The organism is Nonomuraea sp. NPDC050478, assembly GCF_044458265.1.
In the GTDB taxonomy this organism is placed as follows: domain Bacteria; phylum Actinomycetota; class Actinomycetes; order Streptosporangiales; family Streptosporangiaceae; genus Nonomuraea; species Nonomuraea ferruginea.
Genome location: NZ_JBITHT010000010.1, coordinates 43,607 through 63,207, shown reverse-complemented (window position 1 = coordinate 63,207; position 19,601 = coordinate 43,607). Strand labels below are relative to the sequence as shown.

Here is a 19,601-nt window from a genome sequence, read left to right as displayed (position 1 = left end):
TACCTACAGGCTGGAGGCCCCGTCCCTCAGTGCGGGGAGGAAAGCCGGAACGGCCGGACACTGTGCTCTCCCGGATCTTGTCGGTGGCGGTCGGTAGTTTGATCGGCGTGTCCCGCTACCGGCTCCAGCCTTCGCCTGCCCAGGAGCAGGCGCTGCTGGAGCACTGCGGACACGCCCGGTATGTGTGGAATCTCGCGGTTGAGCAGCACGCTCACTGGAAGCCGGGCCGTAAGTCCGCGCCGGGGTTCGCCGAGCAGTGCCGCCAGCTGACCGAGGCGCGGGCAGCGTTCGCGTGGCTGCGGGCGGGGTCGATCATCGTCCAGCAGCAGGCGCTCAAGGACTTCGCGCAGGCCATGGCCAACTACTTCGGCGGCACCCATAGGCGTCCGACATGGCGCAAGCGCGGGCGGGGTGAGGGGTTCCGGATCGTCGCCGTCAAAGCGGGTGACGTGCGCCGCCTGTCGCGGCACGTGGGCGAGGTGAAGGTGCCGAAGGTGGGATGGATCCGCTTCCGCTGGTCCCGCGCCGTCCCCGACCGGGTGAAGTCCTACAGGGTCACCCGCGACCGCGCCGGGCGGTGGCATGTGGCATTCCCCGCCGTACCCGGCCCCGTCCCGGCGCCGGGTACGAGCCAGATCGTCGGCGTGGACCGGGGGGTGGCCGTGTCGGCCACCCTGTCGACCGGGGAGATGCTGCACGCTCCCGGTCTGCGCGACACGGAGAAGGCGCGCCTGCGGCGGCTGATGCGCAAGCTCGCCAGGGCCACGCGCGGATCGAACCGGCGTGCCAAGGTCAAGGCCGCCATCGCCCGGCTGAAGGCGCGCGAGAGCGACCGGCGCAAGGACTGGGCGGAGAAGGTCAGCACAGGCCTCGCCCGGCGGTTCGACGTGATCGCCGTCGAGGACCTGAAGATCGGTGACATGACCCGATCGGCGCGCGGCACCGTCGAGGCGCCGGGCCGCAACGTCCGGGCCAAGGCGGGGCTGAACCGGGGCATTCTCGCCGCCGGATGGGGCGGTCTCGTCCGACGCCTGGAGGACAAGGCGCCCGGTCGGGTGGTGAAGGTCAGCCCCGCGTACACGAGTCAGCGGTGCTCGGCGTGCGGGATCGTGGACCGGCAAGCGCGTGAGAGCCAAGCGCGTTACCGGTGCCGGTCCTGCGGATACGCCTGCAACGCTGATGTGAACGCGGCCAGGAACATCGCACACGCGGCAGGGCATGTCGTGTCTGCGCGGGAAGGGCCACGGGTTGCCGGGCCGGTGCACCGCGAACCTCAACGCGACCCTCCTCGTGGGGTAGTTGCGGTTGGAATCCCCGTGCTTCAGCGCGGGGAGGATGTCAAGTGGTGAATGTATCCAAAAACCCCCCGATGCGCTCCCCTCACCCCGTGACGGCGAATCGAACATGAGTACGATGAAGGCATGTATGTCCCGCCCGAATGGCCCGCCGAGGTGCGACCCCCCAGCGTGCCCGACTGGGAGAGGTCGGCCGTCGCCTGGCTCCTCGACGCCGTGCCGCCCGACTACCGGGCCTACGAGGTGCTGCGGCGGCATCCGGTCGCGCTCGCCCGGATGGCCCGCCACCACGTCGGCTCCGCGGTCGAGGCGGCCCGCGCGGGCTACCGGGGGGCGGCGGTCGACCTCAAGGGCCACCTGCCGCCGCACGCCATCGAGGCGGTCCTCGACACCTACCGCCAGGAGGGCCCCCGCCTGGTGCGCCTGGCCCGCTCGATCGAGGCCGTCGAGCGGGCCCTGCGCGGCGACATGTTCACCGCAGGCATGCGTCCGTAACGGCCCTCAGCGCGTGATGCGCGCCAGGAACGTGATGGCGCCGATCGCCAGCGCCGCCGCCCCCAGCCAGATCAGCACGTTCAGCCCTGTCAGCCCGCCGCCCGCCTGCTCGGCCGCCGCGGTGGTGCCCTGCGCGCGGGGCCGCTCGGACGGCGTGGGTGAGGGCGTGGGCGTCGCGGCGGCCGGCAACGGCACCCTGTGGACGGGGCTGCGCACCCCCTCCGACCCGGTCAGCAGGGCCGTGCCGTCCCGGGTGTACGCGATGGACTCGGCCTGCCTGAGCTCCGGCATCGGCACCTTGGCGATCATCTTGCCGGACGGCTCGTACAGGGTCGCGGAGAAGTACGTGCGGATCACGTACGACGAGCCGTCGGGCGCGTACGCGGCGTCGGTGGCCATGATCGGCGCGCTCCCGATCCTGCGCAGCGTGTTGGTCCTGTCGGTACGCAGCTTCTTGGGGGCGACGTAGACCCCGCCGGCGAACTCCTTGGTCACGACGTGGAGCCGTCCGGTCCTGGGGTTCACCATGATGCCCTCGGCGTTCCTGGCCCCGTCGGCGTAGCGGAACCGGTAGCGGACGGCGGGCAGGGTGGCGTCGGCGAGCGTGCGCGGCTCCATCACCTTGTAGACGGAGACGTCGGGCCACGCCCCGTCGAGGTTGTCGCCGATGTCGGCGAACCACAGCACCCCGCGCCCGGTCTCGGGGTCCTTGACCGCCGCCATGGCCTCCCAGTCTCGCGCCTCGGCCCCCCGCAGCCGGAAGGTGGCCTTGGTCCTGCCGTCGGCCCCGACCGCGTAGAACTCCGGCTGCGCCGAGCTGTCGTTGTGGGTGTAGTAGACGTCGTCGTGGGTGGGCGAGACGGCCAGCCCGCTGGACTCGGTGATGCGCGGGTCGCGGAAGGTGAACAGCCGCTCCCCGTCGTCGGCCGCGGCCGCCGCCGGAGGCAGCACGGCCAGGGCGGCCAGCGCCACCCCGAGCATCCTGATCAGCAGTCCCCCCACGCCGCCATCATGCCCCAACCGCCACGCATTCCCGGCCGCCGAGCCCAGGGGACCGCCGCACGTACATCAGCCATTCGTCCGGCAGCGACCGCCCAACCGCCCTGCAGCGGCGCGGCCGGCACCGCCCACCTGCGCGCTGTGCCGGTGGAACCCGGTGGCCTGGAGGACGGCCAGCAGCAGGTTGCCCACGAGCATGGCGACCCACAGCCCGGTGACCCCCCAGGTCGCGGCCACGGGCACGGCGGCCAGCGCGAGCAGCCCGTAGCCGGCGGCGAAGTACGCCAGGCTGGCCCCCGTCCGCTTGAGCCCCGTCAGGCCGAAGCCCTGCACGGCCTGGACCGAGTCGGCCATCGAGGACAGCAGCATGAGCGGCAGGAGCGCCAGCGCCACGGCGCGCACCGCGGGATCGCCGGTGAACAGCCCCAGCACCGGGCCGCCCAGCGCCAGCAGCGCCAGGGCGGCGAGCGTGGTCCCGCCAAGAGCGAGCAGGGCGGCAACCCGGTTGGCACGGCGCGCCGAGGCGACGGTGGCGGCGCGCGACACCTCGGGCACCGACGCCTGCCCGACCGCCATGGCGGCGAGCACGATGAACCCGGTGAGCGTGGCCAGCACCGCGTGCGCGGCGGCGTCGCGGGCGCCGGTCACGCCGGCCGCGAACGTGATCACGCCCAGCGCGCCGAACTTGATCAGCACCGTCGCCGCCAGCGGCAGGCTCACCGCGGCCAGCCGGGCGATCTCCCGCGGTCGCGGCCTGCCCCGGCCGACCGGACGGCCCAGGGCCCGGCGCAGCGCCAGGTCGCCGACGCCGACCAGGGTCAGCCCCGACAACGTCCAGGCCACCCCGACACCGGTCAGCCCGAGCGGCGGCACCAGCGCGACGGCCAGCACGATCATCACCGCCGTGCTCGCCAGGCTCGCCCACAGCACGCCCCGGCTGCGCCCGATGGCCACCAGCACGGCGGTGGCGCCGCCGCCCGCGGAGTAGATCACCAGGTAGAGGGCGAGCAGCCAGGGCAGCATCCCCAGCTCGGCCACCACCTCGGCGGGCACCCCGGCGGCCCCGGCCAGCGCGGGCACGCCCAGCACCGCCAGCGCGCCCGCCATGCCCACGAACAGGCTCAGCCACCGGGCGTCGCGCAGCACCGGCAGCACCGCGTCGGGGTCGTCGCGGTGCGGGGCGACGAACGGCGCGAGCCCGCGTAACGCGCCCGCGACGGCCGTGGACGCGGGGGTGAGCACGGCGGTCATGACGGCGAAGGCGGCGAGCGTGACGGTGGCGTGGCGGCCGAGCACGGCGGTGACCACGACCGCGCCGAGCAGGTTGGTGACCATCGAGAGGAACAGCGGCACCGAAGCGCGCACCAGTCCCGAGAACACGGCCCCGACCCTATGGCCTGGAGCGCACTCCAGGTACCTAGTGTGGAAAGCATGGACTACGTGAACCTCGGGCGCAGCGGCCTCCGGGTCAGCCCGCTCTGCCTCGGCACCATGAACTTCGGCCCGCACACCTCCGAAGAAGACTCGTTCGCGATCATGGACAGGGCTCACGAGCTGGGCCTCAACTTCTTCGACACGGCCAACGTCTACGGCTGGAAGAAGGGCGAGGGCATCACCGAGAACATCCTGGGCCGGTGGTTCGCCCAGGGAGACGGCCGCCGTGAGAGAACGGTGATCGCCACCAAGCTCTACGGCGACATGGGCGACTGGCCCAACGAGAGCAGGCTGTCGGCGCTCAACATCCGCCGGGCCTGCGACGCCTCGCTCAAGCGCATGCAGACCGACTACATCGACATCTACCAGGCCCACCACGTCGACCGGCGCACGCCGTTCGACGAGTTCTGGGAGGCGATGGAGGTGCTGCGCCAGCAGGGCAAGATCCTGTACGTCGGCTCGTCCAACTTCGCCGGCTGGCACATCGCCAAGGCGCAGGAGACGGCGGCCCGGCGCGGCTTCTTCGGCCTCGTCAGCGAGCAGAGCCACTACAACCTGCTGACCAGGGCGGTCGAGCTGGAGGTGCTGCCCGCGTGCGAGGACTACGGCCTGGGCGTCATCCCGTGGAGCCCGCTGGCCGGCGGCCTGCTCGGCGGCGTCCTGCGCAAGATCGACAAGGGCCGCTCGGCCGCCGACCGCATGCTCACGGAGCTGGAGAAGCACCGCGACAAGATCGAGCGGTACGAGAAGCTCTGCGACGAGCTGGGCGAGGACCCCGCGCACGTCGGGCTGGCCTGGCTGCTGAAGCAGCCCGCGGTGACCGCGCCGATCATCGGCCCGCGCACCCTGGAGCAGCTCGACGGCACCATGCGCACGCTCGAGATCGAGCTCGACGACGAGGCGCTGGCCAAGCTGGACGAGATCTTCCCGGGCCACCGCACCGCGCCGGAGGACTACGCCTGGTAGGGCGTCAGGTCACCAGCGCGCCGACGATCACGATGAGCATGAGGAGGCCGAGCACCAGGGGCAGCAGCCAGGAACGAGGACGGTCCACGCCCAGGAGCCTAGCCGGGCGACGCGGGTGCGAGCGCCCACTCGTCCAGTGACTCGTACCTCACCCGCGGCCCCGGCTCGCTCATGAACAGCCGGATCGTCTCCGCCCGCCACGTCGAGCCGGTGAATCCGGCCAGCGAGTCGACGAGCGGGCGGAGGTCGGTCTCGGCCTTGGCCCTGGCGAGCGTCAGGTGCGGATGGAAGCGCTTCTCGTCGATGTTCGCGGCGCCGGCCCGCCGGCCGGCGGCCCTGACGGAGTCGACCAGCCGGACCATCGAGTCGCCCGACAGGCCCGCCCAGAACACCCGCGCGCGCCGTACGGACGAGAACGCGCCGAACCCGGTGAAGGCCAGGGCCGGCACCGGGTGGCGGCCGGCGGCGCGGGCCAGGCGGGCACGCAGGTCGGGCAGCGCCCGCTCGGGCACCTCGCCGAAGAAGGCCAGCGTGACGTGCCAGGTGGCGCGGTCCGGCCAGCGCAGCTCCGGCACCTGCCCGACGTGCGGCGCGATCGCGCGTTCGAGCTCGTCCAGCACCTCGTCGGGCGGCAGCACGGCCGCGAAGAGCCTCATACCCCCAGTGTGTCCCGCCTCAGGTGGTGGCAGGCACCGCCCGCCGCCGCGCCACCCGCCCGGTGATCATCCTGGTGACCAGGACGGCCATCGCGGTGCCGGCCAGCACGAACCCGCCGGCCAGGACGGCGCCGGCCCTCGGCCCGCCGAGCTCCGACAGCCAGCCGACCAGCGACGCCCCGATGGGCGAGCCGCCGACGAAGACCAGCATGTAGATGCCCATGACGCGGCCCCGCATCTCGGCCGAGGTGGCGAGCTGGACGGCGGCGTTCGCGGCGGTGTTGACCGTGATCAGCGCGACGCCGGCGGGCACCAGCAGCACCAGGTAGAACAGGTAGGACGGAGCCAGCCCGGCCGCGATCTGGAACACGCCGAAGCCGATCGCCCCGCCGAACAGCATCCTGCGCGAGATCGTGACCCTGCGGGCGGCCAGCAGAGCCCCGGCGAGCGCGCCGACGGCGAACATGCTGGAGGCCAGGCCGAACGAGTTGGCCCCCGCCTTGAACTCCTCGCGGGCCATGAGCGCGATCGACATCGAGAACGCCTGCGAGAACATCGACACGAAGGCGATCAGCAGGATCGGCATCAGCAGCTTCTCGTGGCGCAGCACGTACCTGAGCCCCTCGCGCAACTGCCCCTTGGCTCTGGGCACCGGGTCCGACGGATGCAGCTCGGCCTTCCGCATGAAGACCAGGCTGGAGATGACCGCGGCGAACGTGAGCGCGTTCATCAGGAACAGCGGGCCGGTGCCGCCCAGCATGTAGATGAGCATGCCGGCGACGGCCGGGCCGACGACGCGGGCCAGGTTGAAGCTGGAGCTGTTGAGCGCGATGGCGTTGGGCAGGTCGTCCCTGCCGACCATCTCGACCACGAACGCCTGCCGGGTCGGCACCTCGACGCAGGAGATCATGCCGAGCGTGAAGGCCATCACGTAGACGTGCCACTCCTGGGCGGCGCCGGTCATCGTGAGCACGCCGATCGCCAGGGCCAGCGTGGCCATCAGCGTCTGCGCGGTGATGAGCAGGGGCCGCTTCGGGTAGCGGTCGGCCAGCACGCCGCCGAACATGCCGAACAGCAGCATGGGCAGGAACTGCAGAGCCGTGGCGGTGCCGAGGGCCGCGGCGCTGCCGTTGGTCAGGTCGAGGATCAACCAGTCCTGGGCGGTGCGCTGCAGCCAGGTGCCGACGTTGGAGACCGCGCCGCCGATGGCGAACATGCGGTAGTTGCGAATCCTGAGCGACCGGAACATCCCGGTCCTGGGTTCTTCAGGCTCTAGATCCTGCTGAGTTTCTCCAGGATCGGAGCCGCCTGACGGAGAATCGCCCGCTCCTCCGGCGACAGCTCCTTCAGTTGCCGCGTCAGCCACGCTTCCTTGCGCGCCCGCTCCTCCTTCAGGAGCTTCCTGGCGGCGTCGGTCACGGTCACGGTCACCTGGCGCCGGTCGCTCGGGTGCGGGCTGCGCGACACCAGGCCGCGCTCCTCCAGCCCGGCGATCACGCGGGTCATCGAGGGCGGTTGCACCTTTTCGAGCTCGGCCAGCTCGCCAGGGGTTATCCCGTCGTGCCGCTCGACGGCGGCCAGAGTCGCGAACTGGGTGGGGGTCAGCGGGTGCGCCGCCGCCTGCCTGCGCAGCCGCCTGTTGAGCCTGGCCAGGGAAACGCGCAACGCGGAAGCCAGACCGGCGTCGCTTCGCAGGTCCATCTGGGACTGAGGTCTTGTTAGCATGTGTCATTACCTTTGCTAACTATAGCCGCGGTCAAGAAATTTCCCAAGCCAGTTCCGTCTCACCCATTGATACCCAACGGGCCGCCGTCCTCGCGGACGGCGGCCCGTACTTCCTGGTCAGAGCCCGAGCATGACCCTGATCGGGCCGAGCGCGAAGTACAGCACGAACAGCGCCGCGACGGCCCACATCAGCGGGTGGATCTCGCGCGCCTTGCCGCGGACCACCTTGATGAGCACGTACGAGACGAAGCCGGCGCCGATGCCGTTGGAGATCGAGTACGTGAACGGCATGAGCACGATGGTGAGGAACGCCGGGATGGCGATCTCGTAGTCGGTCCAGTCGATGTCGCGGATCGCGGTCATCATCAGGAAGCCGACCACCACCAGGGCGGGCGCCGCGGCCTCGTACGGCACGATCTGGACGAGCGGCGCGAAGAAGATCGCCACCAGGAACAGCGCGCCGGTCACCACGCTCGCCAGGCCGGTCCGCGCGCCCTCCCCGACGCCCGCTGCCGACTCGACGTAGGTGGTGTTGGACGACACCGAGCCTGCGCCGCCGACGACGGCGCCGAGCGAGTCGACGAGCAGGATCTCACGGGTACGCGGCAGCGTCCCGTCCTCCTTGACCAGGTCCGCCTGGCGGCCGACGCCCACGATCGTGCCCATGGTGTCGAAGAAGTCGGTGATGAGCAGGGTGAACACGAACAGCACGGCGAGCAGCAGCCCGGCCGAGCTGAACGCGCCGAACGGGTCGAACTCGGCGAACAGCACGAGCGGGTTGTTGAAGCCGAAGACCTCGCTGGGCCAGGCGGGGACGTTCAGCTGCCAGCCGTCCGGGTTCTCGGGCGAGGAGGCGCCCGAGCCGGTCAGCGCCTCGACGACGATCGCGATGAGGGTGGTGCCGGCGATGCCGAGCAGGATCGCGCCCTTGACCTTGCGCGCCACCATCGCCGCGGTGGCGAGCAGGCCGATGACGAAGACGAGGATCGGCCAGGAAGACAGGTTGCCGCCGATGCCCATCTCCAGCGGCGGCCCGGCGGCCACCCGGCGCACGAAGCCCGCGTCGACGAACCCGATCAGCGCGATGAACAGGCCGATGCCGACGCTGATCGCGGTCTTGAGCTGGGACGGGATGGCACGGAACACCGCGACCCTGAGCCCGGTCAGCACCAGGATGCCGATCACGATGCCTTCCAGGAAGATCAGGCCCATGGCCTCTTCCCAGGTCATCAGCGGGGCGATGTTGAACGTCACGAAGGCGTTCAGGCCGAGCCCGGCGGCCAGGGCGAACGGCACCCGGGCGATCACACCCATCAGGATGGTCAGGACACCGGCCACGAAGGCGGTGCCCGCGGCCACCAGCGCCACGTTGGGCGTGGTGCCGTCGCCGATCACCTCACCCTGGATGTCCTTGCCGTTGGCGATGATGATCGGGTTCAGCACCACGATGTACGCCATGGTGAAGAACGTGGCCAGGCCACCGCGCACCTCACGGGAGACGGTGGAGCCGCGTTCGGTGATGGAGAAATACCGGTCTATAGCGGTACGGGAGTCACTCACGGGCGAACTGTGACACTTGGGACGATTCGCCAAAAGTGCTGGTAACCGTATCGAGATGCGATTGGAAGCTAGGCTGGATGCTGTGACGCAGCAGTGGCACCCCGACCCCGAGCCGATCGAGACCAACGACACCGCCACCATCGCCGTGGGCACCGGCCTTTGGGCGATCGCCCTGGTCGCCTTACTGATCTTCCCGCCCGCCCCGGAGAACTCCTGGTGGATCTGGACGTGTCTCACCGGCGTGGGCTTCGGCTTCTTCGGCATGTGGTTCGTCCACCGGCTCCGCCGCTGACATCTGTCATCCCGCGCCGCTTACGGGAGTCACCCCGAACTGCTGTTTCCTTGCACTACCTGAGCAAACGCCTCCCCTTCCATGCTTGATGGCATGAAAAGGACCTTGTTCACCTCCCTCGTGCTCGCCCTGGCGGCGACCGGCTGCGCCGGCGCCGAGAAGCCCGCCGCCGAGCCGGCCGCGCGCGACACCGGGGCGGTGGCGTGGCAGGCGTGCACCGACCTCATGGGGCCCGACGGCAAGACCATGGCCCCCGAACCGGCCCTCGAATGCGGCACGCTCGCCGTGCCGCTCGACTACAGCCGGCCCGACGGCGACACCATCGACCTCGCCCTCATCCGGATCAAGGCCACCGGTGACCGCCTCGGTTCGCTCGTCTTCAACTTCGGCGGCCCCGGCGGCTCCGGCGTCGACACGCTGGCGCTCGCCAGGCAGGCCTTCGCCGGCCCCGGCAGCGCCTACGACCTGGTCAGCTTCGACCCGCGCGGCGTCGACAGGAGCGCGGGCGTCAAGTGCGGCGGCAAGGTGGAGGAGCTGATGTCGCCGGCCGCCGGGGAGAACCCCGACAAGGCCGCCCGCGAGTTCGCCGCCGCCTGCGAGGCCGACTCGGGCAAGGTGCTCCCGCACGTCGGCACCGTCAACGCCGCCCAGGACCTCGACCGCATCCGCGACGCGCTCGGCGACGACAAGCTCAACTACTTCGGCCTCTCGTACGGCACCCACCTCGGCTCGGTGTACGCGACCAAGTTCCCCGAGAAGGTCGGCCGGTTCGTGCTCGACGCCGCCTACGACCCGAACGTCACCTTCGAGCAGCGGGCGCTCACCCAGATGAAGGGCTTCGCCCAGGCCTTCGAGGCGTTCGCGAAGGACTGCGTCGCACAGGGCTGCGACCTCGGCAAGTCCCCCGCCGAAGCGCGCCAGACCGTCGAAGCGCTGATGGACGACCTGAAGGAGAAGCCGCTCAAGGTCGGCGACCGGCAGCTCACCTACGGCCTGGCCCAGTTCGCCGTCATCACCCCGCTGTACGCCAAGGCCACCTGGCCGATGCTGGAGCAGAGCGTCGCCGCGGCGCTCAAGGGCGACGGCACCACCCTGCTGGCGCTGGCCGACAGCTACACCGGCCGCAGGCCCGACGGCACCTACTCGACCATGATGACCAGCCTCCAGGCCATCAGCTGCGCCGACACCTCCCAGCGGCCGACAGCCGCCGACATGGCCGCGCTCAACGAGCAGGTCGAGAAGATCTTCCCCATCATGTCGGTCGAGAGCACCTCAGGCGCCTGCGCCCACTGGCCCACCGAGGGCAGCGACGAGGCCAAGCACATCGACGCCACCGGCTCGGCCCCGATCGTCGTCATCGGCGGCAAGGGCGACCCCGCCACACCGTACGAATGGGCGGTGTCGCTGACGGACCGGCTCAAGACCGGCGTCCTGGTCACCTACGAGGGCGAGGGGCACGGCGCCTACCTGAGCGGCAGCACGTGCGTCGTCCGCACGGTGGACGCGTACCTGTTGAAGGGCACGATGCCCGAGTCCGGTGCCGCCTGTCCCGCCGCATGACCCGCCGTGATCCGGGTTCGCGCCGGTTCTTCCTTGTGAAAAACTGAAAACCTCTTTTGGGAAACCCCTCGGGCTGGGCGCCGTTAGCAAGCCTTCGGCCTGCCCGGCCCGCCGTAGGTCCGGAGAGCGGGCGTGGGTCGGGTCGCCACACGCCCGCCCTTTCCAGGACGCCAGGAGATCAGGACCGGTCCGCCTCCGTCAGGAGTTCAGGACCGGTCCCGCTTCTTCAGGAGTCAGGACCGGTCCGCTTCTTCAGGAGATCAGGACAGGTCCGCCTCCGCCAGGAGCAGGGGGACCGCGGACGGGTCGCGGAGCATGGCGGCCACGGCTAGGCGGTCGTTCCACTGGCCGGTGGCCCAGGCCAGGCCGCGGGCGAGGCCGTCGAGGCCGGTGCAGTGGACGGCGCCCTCGAAGAACCGCCACGCGCACGGCACGCCGTCCACCAGCAGCTTCTCGTGCTCGACGTAGGTCTCGGGGGCCGTCGGGAGCAGGGAGCGCACCTGGGGCGGCACCTGCCGGGTCTCGCCGGCGGTGGTGACCTCGCCGGCCGCCACCTCGCCGGCGAGCGGCAGGTCGAGCAGCTCCGACAGGGACTCCGCCAGGTCGTAGGGAGCGAGCACCAGCGGCCGGTCGGTGACCAGCTGCAGCAGGTCGGGCGCCTCCACCACGACGACGTCCTCGGCGGCGGCCACCACGATGTCGCCGCCGAGCACGGCCCGCACCCGGGACGGCGGCGCCACCCGATCGGGCTCGACCGCCGCCAGCGCCACCCACAGGGAACGCAGCTGCGCCCGGTCGACCTCGATCGACTCGTCGGCCATGAGGTCGAGCAGCTCCTCGGGGCCGCCGTGGGAGTCGAGCAGGTCGGCGAGCGTGCCGCGCACGCCGAGCATGGCCAGCGCCCCCTCGTCCAGCCCTTCCGGCGCGTCCGCGTACAGGCCCTGCAGCAGCGGGTCGGCGCCGGGCAGCCGCAGCTCGCGCGGCCTGCGCCCGCCCAGCACCGGATGGCCGGCCAGCCACCAGGCGGTGTAGGAGGGCACCTCGACGCCCTCGATCCGCAGCGGGTGGAGAGCGGCGCGCAGCGGCGGGCGGGTCAGCAGCCGCAGCGCCGCCGGCCAGTCGGCGACCAGCTCCAGATCGCGCACGGCGGCGAACTCCGGCACCACCGGCGGCACGTCCAGCTCCGGCAGCAGGTCGAGCACGTGGTCGAGCCACTCGTCCTCGCCGTCGAGGTCGTGGTCGCACTCGTCACGGTCGAGCAGCACGTCGGAGTCGTGCACCACGGCGAACCCGTCGAGCACGCCCGCCGCCTCCAGCACCCGCGGCCCGTAGGTCTCCTCCAGCTCGCGGGCGGCCACGCCGAGGTGGGTGTCGGGCTCCAGCAGCCCGGCGAGCGCCCCTTCGGCCAGCATCAGCTCACCCGCCGGGTAGAGCTCGCCGTCGGCGCCGGGCAGCGCCAGCTCGGCCAGCCACGGCGCCTCGCCCGGTGCCAGCCCCGCCGCCTGGACCAGGGACAGCACGGCGTGCGCGACCGGCCCCGCGTCGGGGTTGTCGAGCGACTGGGCGACGGCGGCCTTGGTGATCGGGTCGTCCAGGATGGTGCGCGGGGTGGCCTCGGCGGCGCCCAGCCGCAGCAGCGCGGGGTGGGCGGCCTCCGGATGCACGATGCGCAGCCCCAGCGGCGTCAGGTCGAGCGCGGACCCGCCGTCGGTGAGGATCAGCGTGCCGCGCGGGCCGCGCACCAGCCGCCCGTCGGCCAGCGGCACCGGCAGCGCGCCGAGCGACTCGGGGTCGTCGGCCGGCAGCACCTCGTAGAGCGAGCGCCACCACGAGGGCTCGCGTCCCTCCACCGCCTCGCCGGAAAGCAGGTCGACCACGTCGGACAGCTCGACCCTGCGCACGCCCAGCGAGGTCATCGCGGGATGCCGGGCGGGCCAGCCGGCGGGCAGCAGCCCGGGGACGAACGCGGCGACGGCGTCGAGCAGTTCGCCCGACCCGGCCACCACGGCGGCCTCGCGGCCCGAGACGACCCAGCCGTCCTCGCCCGGCTCCCGCGACGGGTGCTCGACCAGCCATTCGGCGTCGGGCTCGTAGACCTCCGCGTCGGCGAACGAGGGCGTCCGCACGGCGGGCGCGGGCGCCGACAGGGCGGGCAGCAGCGGCGTGTCGGGCAGGCGCTGGAGCACGGCGCGGCGGACGCGCGCGTCGAGCTCGCCCTTGCCCATGTACGAAGGCACCAGGTCGAGCAGCTTGGGAGTGCGCGGCAGCTCCTCCAGCAGCCGGACGTAGGCGTCGGCGGCCTTCTCGACCAGGAAGTCGGCCAGCGGCCCCTTGGCCACGTGGCGGCGGTCGGTGGCCATCGGGAACGACGCGATGAGCAGTGCGGGCAGGTCGATCGGCTCGTCGCTGGGCGTCGGCGCGTGCACGACCGGCGGCACCGCGGCGGGCAGCGGCCCCGGCTCGCCGATGCCGGTCAGCGGCACCGCCCAGCGGACCGACCAGAACGGGCGCGCCCGCTCCTCGGTGGGCCGGTCGGCGAACAGCTCCGCCACCTGCTCAGGCGCGAACTCGCCGGACTCGGAGACGACGTGCCAGCCGTCGGCGGTGACCCTGCGGACCTCGCCGTCGAGGTCGATCTCGATCACGGACAGCGCGGGCATGCCCAGCGGCAGCGCCGGGCTCGCCTCCTCCAGCATGCGCCGGACGGCCAGGGCCGACGCGTCGTCCTTCAGCGGGAGGCGTACCAGGGTGTCGAACCCGTCGGGCACGTCGAGCGGGCCGTCCTCGAACGGCAGGCGCAGCAGCGGCACGTGGCCGGAACGGGCGGCCAGCTCGCCCGCGAGCTCCGGCACCGAGGCGACCAGCTCGGCCGTCTCCGCGCGCGACCAGCGCACCGAGCCGGCGCCGCGGGAGCCGATCACCGGCTCGTCGCAGACCGTCACCACGGCCGCGAACCCGACGCCGAACCGCCCGGCGGCGCCCGCCTCGTCACGCTTGCCGGACACGCGGAGCGTGGCCAGGCTCTCCACGCCGGTCGCGTCGAGCGGCGCGCCGGTGTTGGCGGCCGTCAGCACGCCGCCGCGCAGCGTCAGCCTGAGCACCCCCGGCACGCCCGCGCGCAGCGCCGCGTCCGCGGCGTTCTGCGCCAGCTCGACGATCAGGCGGTCGCGGTAGCCGCCGAGCGCGAAGTCCTCCTCGGCGTTGGCGTCCTCGCGGAACCGGGCGGGCGAGGCCGTCCACGCGGCGAGCACGGCGGCTCGCATCCGGTCGGTGCCAAAGGTGTCGGTCATCGGTCACGATCCTGGGGTCGAACGGTACGGGGCCACCGTAGGCTAGCGGCCCGCACCGTCAGGAGTGGCCGAGCTCTTCGGAGTCGGATTCGCCGACCGAGCCCGCCTCCTCCTCCATCAGGTCGAAGCCCAGGTCGTCGAGGATGGGCACGGCCTGCTCGACGGGCGGCGGCAGCACCGCCGCCTCCGAGTGGGCGCCGCAGCCGTGGTCGGCGGCGACCACCTTGCCGTCGTCGGGCGCGTACTCGTTAGTGCAGACCCCGAACAGCTGCCGGAGCCCACCCGCGAGCAGCCAGTAGAAGCCGCACGTGGAGCACTGCGCGGGAGCGGCGTGTGCGATCGGTGTGTGCGGCCCGTGCTCGCCGGAATGCCAGCGCCTGGCGGTCCGGTCTCTGCCGATGGCCGAGAGCACACGGGCCCGGCCCAGGCCGTACTCGAAAATCGTCTGCTGCTCCGCCTCGTCGTCGAGTTCGGCGAAACCCGGCACCAGCCGGTCGTCGTCCTCCGGCGTGGGCAGGAGGTCGCCGACGCCCAGGTCGCCGGGGCGCAGGCGCTCGCTCCACGGCAGCCACTCGGGAGCGCGCAGCGCGCCGGAACCCGGCAGCAGGACGGCCTCGCTGACCGTCACCTTCTTCGCCCGCGACGCCCGGGTGACGGTGACGGCCCACCGCCAGCCGCGATAGGCGCGGTCCTGGCAGGCGAAGTAGTGGGTGACGACCCGGTCGCCCTCGCTCTCGTAGCCCAGGTGCTCGCCGGGCTCACCCGGCCGCGCCAGCTCCTGGGCCGCGTCGCGTGCCAGGTCAACGGCGGCGACACAGGCCTGGTCGGGCGCGGCGGAGCGGGTCCTGGCACGGCTCATCGGCCTGCCTCCGCCGAAAGGTGCTGTTCGCTCACACTTCATTCTCTCCCATGGCTGACCGTGCCGGGGCCGACTAGCCCGCATTCCCGCCTGCCGCCTCCCCGAAACACCGGATTCCGCCACAAGATTTGCGTCCTGACGCGACAGATGACCGCAAGTGGTGCGAAAGCGGGGGTGAGGGTTGGAGGGGCGATCGGGTAAGACTGGTAAGCGTGGAGGGAGGCTGGGAGCGAGCGCGCGACCTCTCCCGGCGCGTGGGGCGCGGCGTCGCCGACGCGGGCCGGGCTACCGCGCGTGCCGGCAAGGCGACCGCCGGCGGCACCGCGCGGGCCGGGAAGGCCACCGCGGGCGCGGCGCGGTCGGTCGGCCGGGCCACCCGCCGCCTCACCCACGCCAACGGCGCCGACCGCACCGGCCTCGGCCGGCTGATCGAGCTGACCGCCGGCCACAGCGCCGGCGACACGCTCGTCACGGTCGCGCTGGCCAGCACCGTCTTCTTCGGGGTGCCCGTCGGCGAGGCCCGCGGCCCGGTGGCGCTCTACCTGGTCATCACGATGCTGCCGTTCGCGCTGCTCGCGCCGTTCGTGGGGCCGATCCTCGACCGGTTCAGGTCGGGCCGGCGCTATGTGATGGCCGGCACGCTGTTCGGCCGCGGCCTGCTCTGTTTCGCGATGGCGGCGGCCGTCGGCCCGCAGGACCTGCTGACGCTGTTCGGGGGCGCGCTGGGCGTGCTGGTGCTGTCGAAGGCCTACAACGTGTCGCGTGCCGCGATCATGCCGAGCGTGCTGCCCGCCGACATCACGCTGGTCTCGGCGAACGCGCGGGTCGCGCTGTTCTCACTCGTGACGGCGGGCGTGATGGTGCCGGTCGGGGCGGGGCTGACGCTCTGGCTGGGCAGCGCCACGATGCTGCGCGTCGCCATGGTGGTGTTCCTGGCCGCCGGGGTGTTCGCGGTGCGGCTGCCGCGCCACGTCGACTCGCCCGACCTGGAGGAGGAGACCCCCGAGGAGGGCAGGGCGCCGCGCTGGCGGACGCTGCTCCAGGTGGGTCCGGCGGTGGCCGAGGCGGTCTGGGCCAACGTCGCCATCCGGCTGTTCTCCGGCTTCCTGCTGTTCTTCCTGCTCTTCCTGGTGCAGGACAAGGTCGTGCCGTGGCTGGCGCCGCCCGCGCCCGACCCGTTCTTCGACATGACCAAGACCCTCGCGGTCCTGACGCTCGCGGCCGGGCTGGGCGGCCTGGCCGGCGCGGTGATCGCCAACTGGACCCGCAACCACGCGCCCGGCCTGCTCGTCCTGCTGACGCTCGCCACGACGGCGGTGACCGCCACCGTGACCGCGATCCTCTTCGGGCTCTGGGCCGCGGTGGCCATCTCGCTGGTCACCGCGTTCGCCCAGGAGCTGGGCAAGCTCGCGCTGGACGCGATCGTGCAGCGCGAGATCGGCGAGGAGGTGCGCTCGTCGACGTTCGGCGTGGTCGAGGCGTTCCTCCAGCTCGCCTGGGTGTTCGGCGGCCTGATCGGGCTCGGGCTGTCGCTCACCGAGAGCAGCGCGGCCGGGCTGGTCACGCTCGCGTGCGTGCTCACCGTCACGCTCGGCTGGCTCGTCGTACGGCGCCGCGCCCGCGTCAGGGCGGCCAAGGCGCGGACGCGGGAGGCCGCCGCGGAGGCCGAGACGGCCCCGTACGCCCCGCCGGAGCCTCTCGACCGCACCAAACCGCTGACGAACCCGCCCTGAAGCTAGACGTCGAGGTCGTCGGCGACGGCCCTGAGCACCACCGCGACCTTCTTCGCGTGCGCGGCTTCAGGGTGCTTGCCCCGCTGGTAGGACGTGGACAATCCGTCGAGCAGCTTGATCAGGTCCTCGACGATCACCACCATCTCGTCCGGCTTCTTCCGCTTGGCCTTGGGCTTGGTCTTGGCCAGCGTCGGCGGCTGCTCCAGGATCCGCACGGATAGCGCCTGCTGGCCGCGCCTGCCCTCGGCCACGCCGAACTCGACCTTCTGCCCGGGCTTGAGAGGCCCGGCGTTGGCCGGCAAGGCGGAGGAATGCACGAAGACCTCACCGCCGTCGTCGCGGGTGAGGAAACCGAACCCCTTGTCGGCGTCGTACCACTTGACCTTGCCACTCGGCACAGGAGGACCTCGTTCGAACGTCGTGGATTAGGTGAATGGATGTAGGTTATGCCCCGTAGCGCGGCAGAGCGACCGGGTAAATGCCGGTGAATTACACGAGTTCACGACTCCGTTGCCAACCGGCGAACCAATCGGCAAATTCCGTCAGATCGCCCAGTGCCACGTCGGCCCCGTGGTCGCGCAGCTCGGCCGTGGTGTAGGGGCCGGTGGCGACCGTGACGCTGACCGCGCCTCCGGCCCGCGCCGCTTCGATGTCCGCGACATGGTCGCCGACATATGCGGCGGCGCCGAAAGCGGTGAGCGCGGTTCCTTTGTCCGCGCCGAAAACGGAGCCCACCACGTCGTCCACGTCGAGCCCGAGCCGCCGCACGGTGCTTCTCGCGTCGCGCAGGTTCTTGCCCGTCACCACGATGACCCGCCCGCCGCGCGACTTGACGCACGCGACGGCCTCGTGCGCGCCCTCCATCGCGACGTGCACGGGCACCCCCACCTCGGGATAGATCTCCCTGTAGAGGTCGGCCGCCGCCGCGATCTCTCCGGCGGGCAGCCAGTTGGCCAGCTCCGTCTCCAGCGGCGGGCCGAGCCTGGTCACGATCTTCCGGCTGTCGATGGGCACGCCGAGCCGGGCCGACAACTCGTCATAGACGGCAGCAATACCGTTCCGAGTGTCGGCAAGTGTCATGTCCAGGTCGAATCCCACCGAAGTCGCCACACCTGAAGGATGCCAAAGAACCTCCCGATACGCGTAACGGCTCGGGTCGTGGGACCGTAGTCATCGGAAGGGTTCCTGCCCGGCTGTCAAGGTCCCCGCGGGCCGGCGACTACCCTCCACTGCGGAGGTATCAGAAACGACATGAGCAGATCGCCGAGCACGGGAGCCACCGGGAGCACACCCGCGAAGGCCGCCGCCACCAACACGCGCGAGCGGATCATCGACGAGGCTCTGCGGCTCTTCGCCGAACGCGGCTACGCCGCCACGTCCGTGGCCGAGATCGAGGCCGCCTCCGGCCTCTCACCGGGCGCCGGCGGGCTCTACCGGCACTTCAAGTCCAAGTACGAGGTCCTGTCGGCGGCGATCAACGAGCACGCCGCCAGGACCCGCGGCCAGGTCGCCGGCAGCCTCGCCGAGCTGAGCGCCATGGAGACCTCGAAGGACCTGGAGGAGCGGCTGTCGCACCTGTGCAGGGCCGGGCTGGCCAAGGTGCGCGAGGAGTCGGAGCTGACCCGCATCTTCTTCCGCGACCTGAGCCAGTTCCCCGAGCTGGTGGCGGTGGTGCGGCAGGGGCTGCTGCAGCCGATGTTCGACGCCATCGTGACCTGGTTCCACGCCCAGCCCGAATACCGGTCGGCCGACGTCGACTGGCAGGGCATCTCGGCCGTGCTCGGCGGCGCCGTCGTGCAGTACCGGCTGTTCCAGGAGACGGTGGGCGAGACGCCCGGGCACACGGAGAAGGACCAGTTCGTGGCGGCGTGGGTCCGGCTGGCCGTCGGGCTGCTGCCGTCGCCCGCGGCCGTTCACTCCTGATCGACCAGCCGGTAGGCCAGCCAGACCACGCTCACGCCGGTGCCGACCATGAACATGACGCCGCTGGCGTTGAAGAACTCGACCACGAACGCCTCCAGCCCCGGCTCGCCGCCGACCCGCAGACCCCCCACGATCAGCCCGCCCGCGCTGTAGCCGAGCAACGGGGAGCCGATGCCGATCAGCCGGTCGCGCAGGGCCCACGTGTCGCTGAACATCACCATCGCCGAGCCGGCCGCCCACGCGATCACCGGCACCTGGAAGATCGCCACGGGCGCCAGGTCGAACGGCACCAGGAGCGCGGCCACCACGAGCACCAGCAGCGCGGCGACCTCCCGGGGGTGCTCCTTGACCACGGTCCTGGCGTCCCTGCCCTCGGTGACCATGGGGTTCGCCACGGACATCGCGGCCCTGCGGAACCCCGCGAACGGCAGCCCGCGCGCCTCCCTGGCCAGCCGCCGCTCGGCCTCCCGCCTGCTCCGCGCCACGCCCGGCGGCACGTCGTCGCGGATCTTCGGGAACGCGGCGGTGGCCTCCTCCCCCGCGGGAGCGACCGCGGCGGCTTCGAGGGGAGCGGTCTCCGCGAGGCGGCGGGCCTCGCGCTCCACCAGCAGCACCGGGTCGCCGAACCGGGCGAGCAGCCTGGTCACGTCCTTGGCGCTCTGGCTGCCGCGCCGCTCGGCCTCGATCCTGGTACGCAGCCGCCTGGTGAAGTCGAGCCGCTGCTCGGGTCTCAGCACGCCGTGGGCCGCGTCGGCGGCCTTGCTGACGTAGTTGAGAATCAGCTGGTCGGCTCGCTCTATCACGCCTAGCAATG

At 72.0% G+C, this 19,601-nt stretch carries 18 protein-coding genes; 7 read left to right on the top strand and 11 right to left on the bottom strand.

The genetic code is table 11. From position 1 onward, the window contains the following. Window positions 1-83 precede the first annotated feature (83 nt). Window positions 84-1,349: an RNA-guided endonuclease InsQ/TnpB family protein gene (locus tag ACIBF7_RS39365; RefSeq protein WP_397199373.1), complete on the top strand. Its 1,266-nt coding sequence runs from the start codon at window positions 84-86 to the stop codon at window positions 1,347-1,349. Between the two features lie 72 nt (window positions 1,350-1,421). Further along, a complete protein-coding gene (locus ACIBF7_RS39360; protein WP_148035103.1) occupies window positions 1,422-1,790 on the top strand; it encodes a hypothetical protein in 369 nt (122 codons plus the stop codon). Window positions 1,791-1,796: 6 nt separating this feature from the next. Here ACIBF7_RS39360 and ACIBF7_RS39355 read toward each other — a convergent pair whose 3' ends face one another. Both ACIBF7_RS39355 and ACIBF7_RS39350 read right to left on the bottom strand, forming a co-directional pair. Continuing rightward, window positions 1,797-2,792, bottom strand: coding sequence for a hypothetical protein (locus ACIBF7_RS39355; RefSeq protein ID WP_364233643.1), 996 nt, complete (start codon window positions 2,790-2,792; stop codon window positions 1,797-1,799). A 66-nt stretch (window positions 2,793-2,858) separates the two neighbouring features. Beyond that, window positions 2,859-4,169, bottom strand: a complete 1,311-nt coding sequence (locus ACIBF7_RS39350) for an MATE family efflux transporter (protein ID WP_397199372.1) — start codon at window positions 4,167-4,169, stop codon at window positions 2,859-2,861. A 51-nt stretch (window positions 4,170-4,220) separates the two neighbouring features. Between ACIBF7_RS39350 and ACIBF7_RS39345 the strand changes: the two genes are divergently transcribed. After that, window positions 4,221-5,189 (top strand): aldo/keto reductase, encoded by a 969-nt coding sequence (locus ACIBF7_RS39345; RefSeq protein ID WP_148035108.1) that lies wholly within the window; start codon window positions 4,221-4,223, stop codon window positions 5,187-5,189. A 98-nt stretch (window positions 5,190-5,287) separates the two neighbouring features. On the opposite strand, the gene thpR is transcribed toward ACIBF7_RS39345, so the two are convergent. From thpR to ACIBF7_RS39325, 4 genes are all read right to left on the bottom strand, one after another. After that, complete coding sequence (gene thpR / locus ACIBF7_RS39340; RefSeq protein ID WP_271277503.1) at window positions 5,288-5,845, bottom strand: RNA 2',3'-cyclic phosphodiesterase; 558 nt, start codon at window positions 5,843-5,845, stop codon at window positions 5,288-5,290. A 19-nt stretch (window positions 5,846-5,864) separates the two neighbouring features. Then, window positions 5,865-7,094: an MFS transporter gene (locus tag ACIBF7_RS39335; RefSeq protein WP_397199371.1), complete on the bottom strand. Its 1,230-nt coding sequence runs from the start codon at window positions 7,092-7,094 to the stop codon at window positions 5,865-5,867. Window positions 7,095-7,117: 23 nt separating this feature from the next. Continuing rightward, window positions 7,118-7,546, bottom strand: coding sequence for a MarR family winged helix-turn-helix transcriptional regulator (locus ACIBF7_RS39330; RefSeq protein WP_261808915.1), 429 nt, complete (start codon window positions 7,544-7,546; stop codon window positions 7,118-7,120). 141 nt (window positions 7,547-7,687) lie between these two features. After that, window positions 7,688-9,130 (bottom strand): NCS2 family permease, encoded by a 1,443-nt coding sequence (locus tag ACIBF7_RS39325; protein ID WP_261808916.1) that lies wholly within the window; start codon window positions 9,128-9,130, stop codon window positions 7,688-7,690. An 82-nt stretch (window positions 9,131-9,212) separates the two neighbouring features. On the opposite strand from ACIBF7_RS39325, the gene ACIBF7_RS39320 reads away from it, so the two are divergent. Together ACIBF7_RS39320 and ACIBF7_RS39315 are read left to right on the top strand one after the other, a co-directional pair. Then, a complete protein-coding gene (locus ACIBF7_RS39320) occupies window positions 9,213-9,422 on the top strand; it encodes a DUF2530 domain-containing protein (RefSeq protein WP_364233653.1) in 210 nt (69 codons plus the stop codon). A 93-nt stretch (window positions 9,423-9,515) separates the two neighbouring features. Continuing rightward, window positions 9,516-10,982 carry an alpha/beta hydrolase gene (locus tag ACIBF7_RS39315; protein WP_397199370.1) on the top strand — a complete coding sequence of 489 codons (1,467 nt, stop codon included), beginning with the start codon at window positions 9,516-9,518 and terminating at the stop codon, window positions 10,980-10,982. A gap of 260 nt (window positions 10,983-11,242) precedes the next feature. Here the strand turns inward: ACIBF7_RS39315 and ACIBF7_RS39310 are convergent, their stop codons facing one another. After that, window positions 11,243-14,272 carry a sacsin N-terminal ATP-binding-like domain-containing protein gene (locus tag ACIBF7_RS39310; protein WP_364233658.1) on the bottom strand — a complete coding sequence of 1,010 codons (3,030 nt, stop codon included), beginning with the start codon at window positions 14,270-14,272 and terminating at the stop codon, window positions 11,243-11,245. 58 nt (window positions 14,273-14,330) lie between these two features. Beyond that, on the bottom strand, window positions 14,331-15,131 hold the full coding sequence (locus ACIBF7_RS39305; protein ID WP_219550103.1) for a DUF3027 domain-containing protein: 801 nt from the start codon (window positions 15,129-15,131) through the stop codon (window positions 14,331-14,333). Window positions 15,132-15,343: 212 nt separating this feature from the next. On the opposite strand from ACIBF7_RS39305, the gene ACIBF7_RS39300 reads away from it, so the two are divergent. Next, window positions 15,344-16,864, top strand: a complete 1,521-nt coding sequence (locus ACIBF7_RS39300; RefSeq protein ID WP_397199369.1) for an MFS transporter — start codon at window positions 15,344-15,346, stop codon at window positions 16,862-16,864. A 2-nt stretch (window positions 16,865-16,866) separates the two neighbouring features. On the opposite strand, the gene ACIBF7_RS39295 is transcribed toward ACIBF7_RS39300, so the two are convergent. Both ACIBF7_RS39295 and ACIBF7_RS39290 read right to left on the bottom strand, forming a co-directional pair. Next, complete coding sequence (locus tag ACIBF7_RS39295) at window positions 16,867-17,262, bottom strand: cold-shock protein (RefSeq protein WP_148035117.1); 396 nt, start codon at window positions 17,260-17,262, stop codon at window positions 16,867-16,869. 91 nt (window positions 17,263-17,353) lie between these two features. Next, the gene (locus ACIBF7_RS39290; RefSeq protein ID WP_219550101.1) at window positions 17,354-17,974 is read right to left on the bottom strand and encodes an HAD family hydrolase; all 621 of its coding nucleotides are present in this window, start codon (window positions 17,972-17,974) and stop codon (window positions 17,354-17,356) included. Window positions 17,975-18,115: 141 nt separating this feature from the next. On the opposite strand from ACIBF7_RS39290, the gene ACIBF7_RS39285 reads away from it, so the two are divergent. Then, window positions 18,116-18,787 carry a TetR/AcrR family transcriptional regulator gene (locus ACIBF7_RS39285; RefSeq protein WP_271280445.1) on the top strand — a complete coding sequence of 224 codons (672 nt, stop codon included), beginning with the start codon at window positions 18,116-18,118 and terminating at the stop codon, window positions 18,785-18,787. On the opposite strand, the gene ACIBF7_RS39280 is transcribed toward ACIBF7_RS39285, so the two are convergent. Continuing rightward, on the bottom strand, window positions 18,778-19,590 hold the full coding sequence (locus ACIBF7_RS39280) for a hypothetical protein (RefSeq protein ID WP_364233664.1): 813 nt from the start codon (window positions 19,588-19,590) through the stop codon (window positions 18,778-18,780). The two genes, ACIBF7_RS39285 and ACIBF7_RS39280, sit on opposite strands and share 10 nt — an antisense overlap. Window positions 19,591-19,601 lie beyond the last annotated feature (11 nt).

Excerpts from the sequence above, each read along its gene's own strand:
- ACIBF7_RS39305 (WP_219550103.1), bottom strand. The coding sequence starts at position 15,131 with ATGAGCCGTGCCAGGACCCGCTCCGCCGCGCCCGACCAGGCCTGTGTC.
- ACIBF7_RS39310 (WP_364233658.1), bottom strand. The coding sequence starts at position 14,272 with ATGACCGACACCTTTGGCACCGACCGGATGCGAGCCGCCGTGCTCGCC.
- ACIBF7_RS39345 (WP_148035108.1), top strand. The coding sequence starts at position 4,221 with ATGGACTACGTGAACCTCGGGCGCAGCGGCCTCCGGGTCAGCCCGCTC.
- ACIBF7_RS39315 (WP_397199370.1), top strand. The coding sequence starts at position 9,516 with ATGAAAAGGACCTTGTTCACCTCCCTCGTGCTCGCCCTGGCGGCGACC.
- ACIBF7_RS39360 (WP_148035103.1), top strand. The coding sequence starts at position 1,422 with ATGTATGTCCCGCCCGAATGGCCCGCCGAGGTGCGACCCCCCAGCGTG.
- thpR (WP_271277503.1), bottom strand. The coding sequence starts at position 5,845 with ATGAGGCTCTTCGCGGCCGTGCTGCCGCCCGACGAGGTGCTGGACGAG.
- ACIBF7_RS39335 (WP_397199371.1), bottom strand. The coding sequence starts at position 7,094 with ATGTTCCGGTCGCTCAGGATTCGCAACTACCGCATGTTCGCCATCGGC.
- ACIBF7_RS39285 (WP_271280445.1), top strand. The coding sequence starts at position 18,116 with ATGAGCAGATCGCCGAGCACGGGAGCCACCGGGAGCACACCCGCGAAG.
- ACIBF7_RS39330 (WP_261808915.1), bottom strand. The coding sequence starts at position 7,546 with ATGGACCTGCGAAGCGACGCCGGTCTGGCTTCCGCGTTGCGCGTTTCC.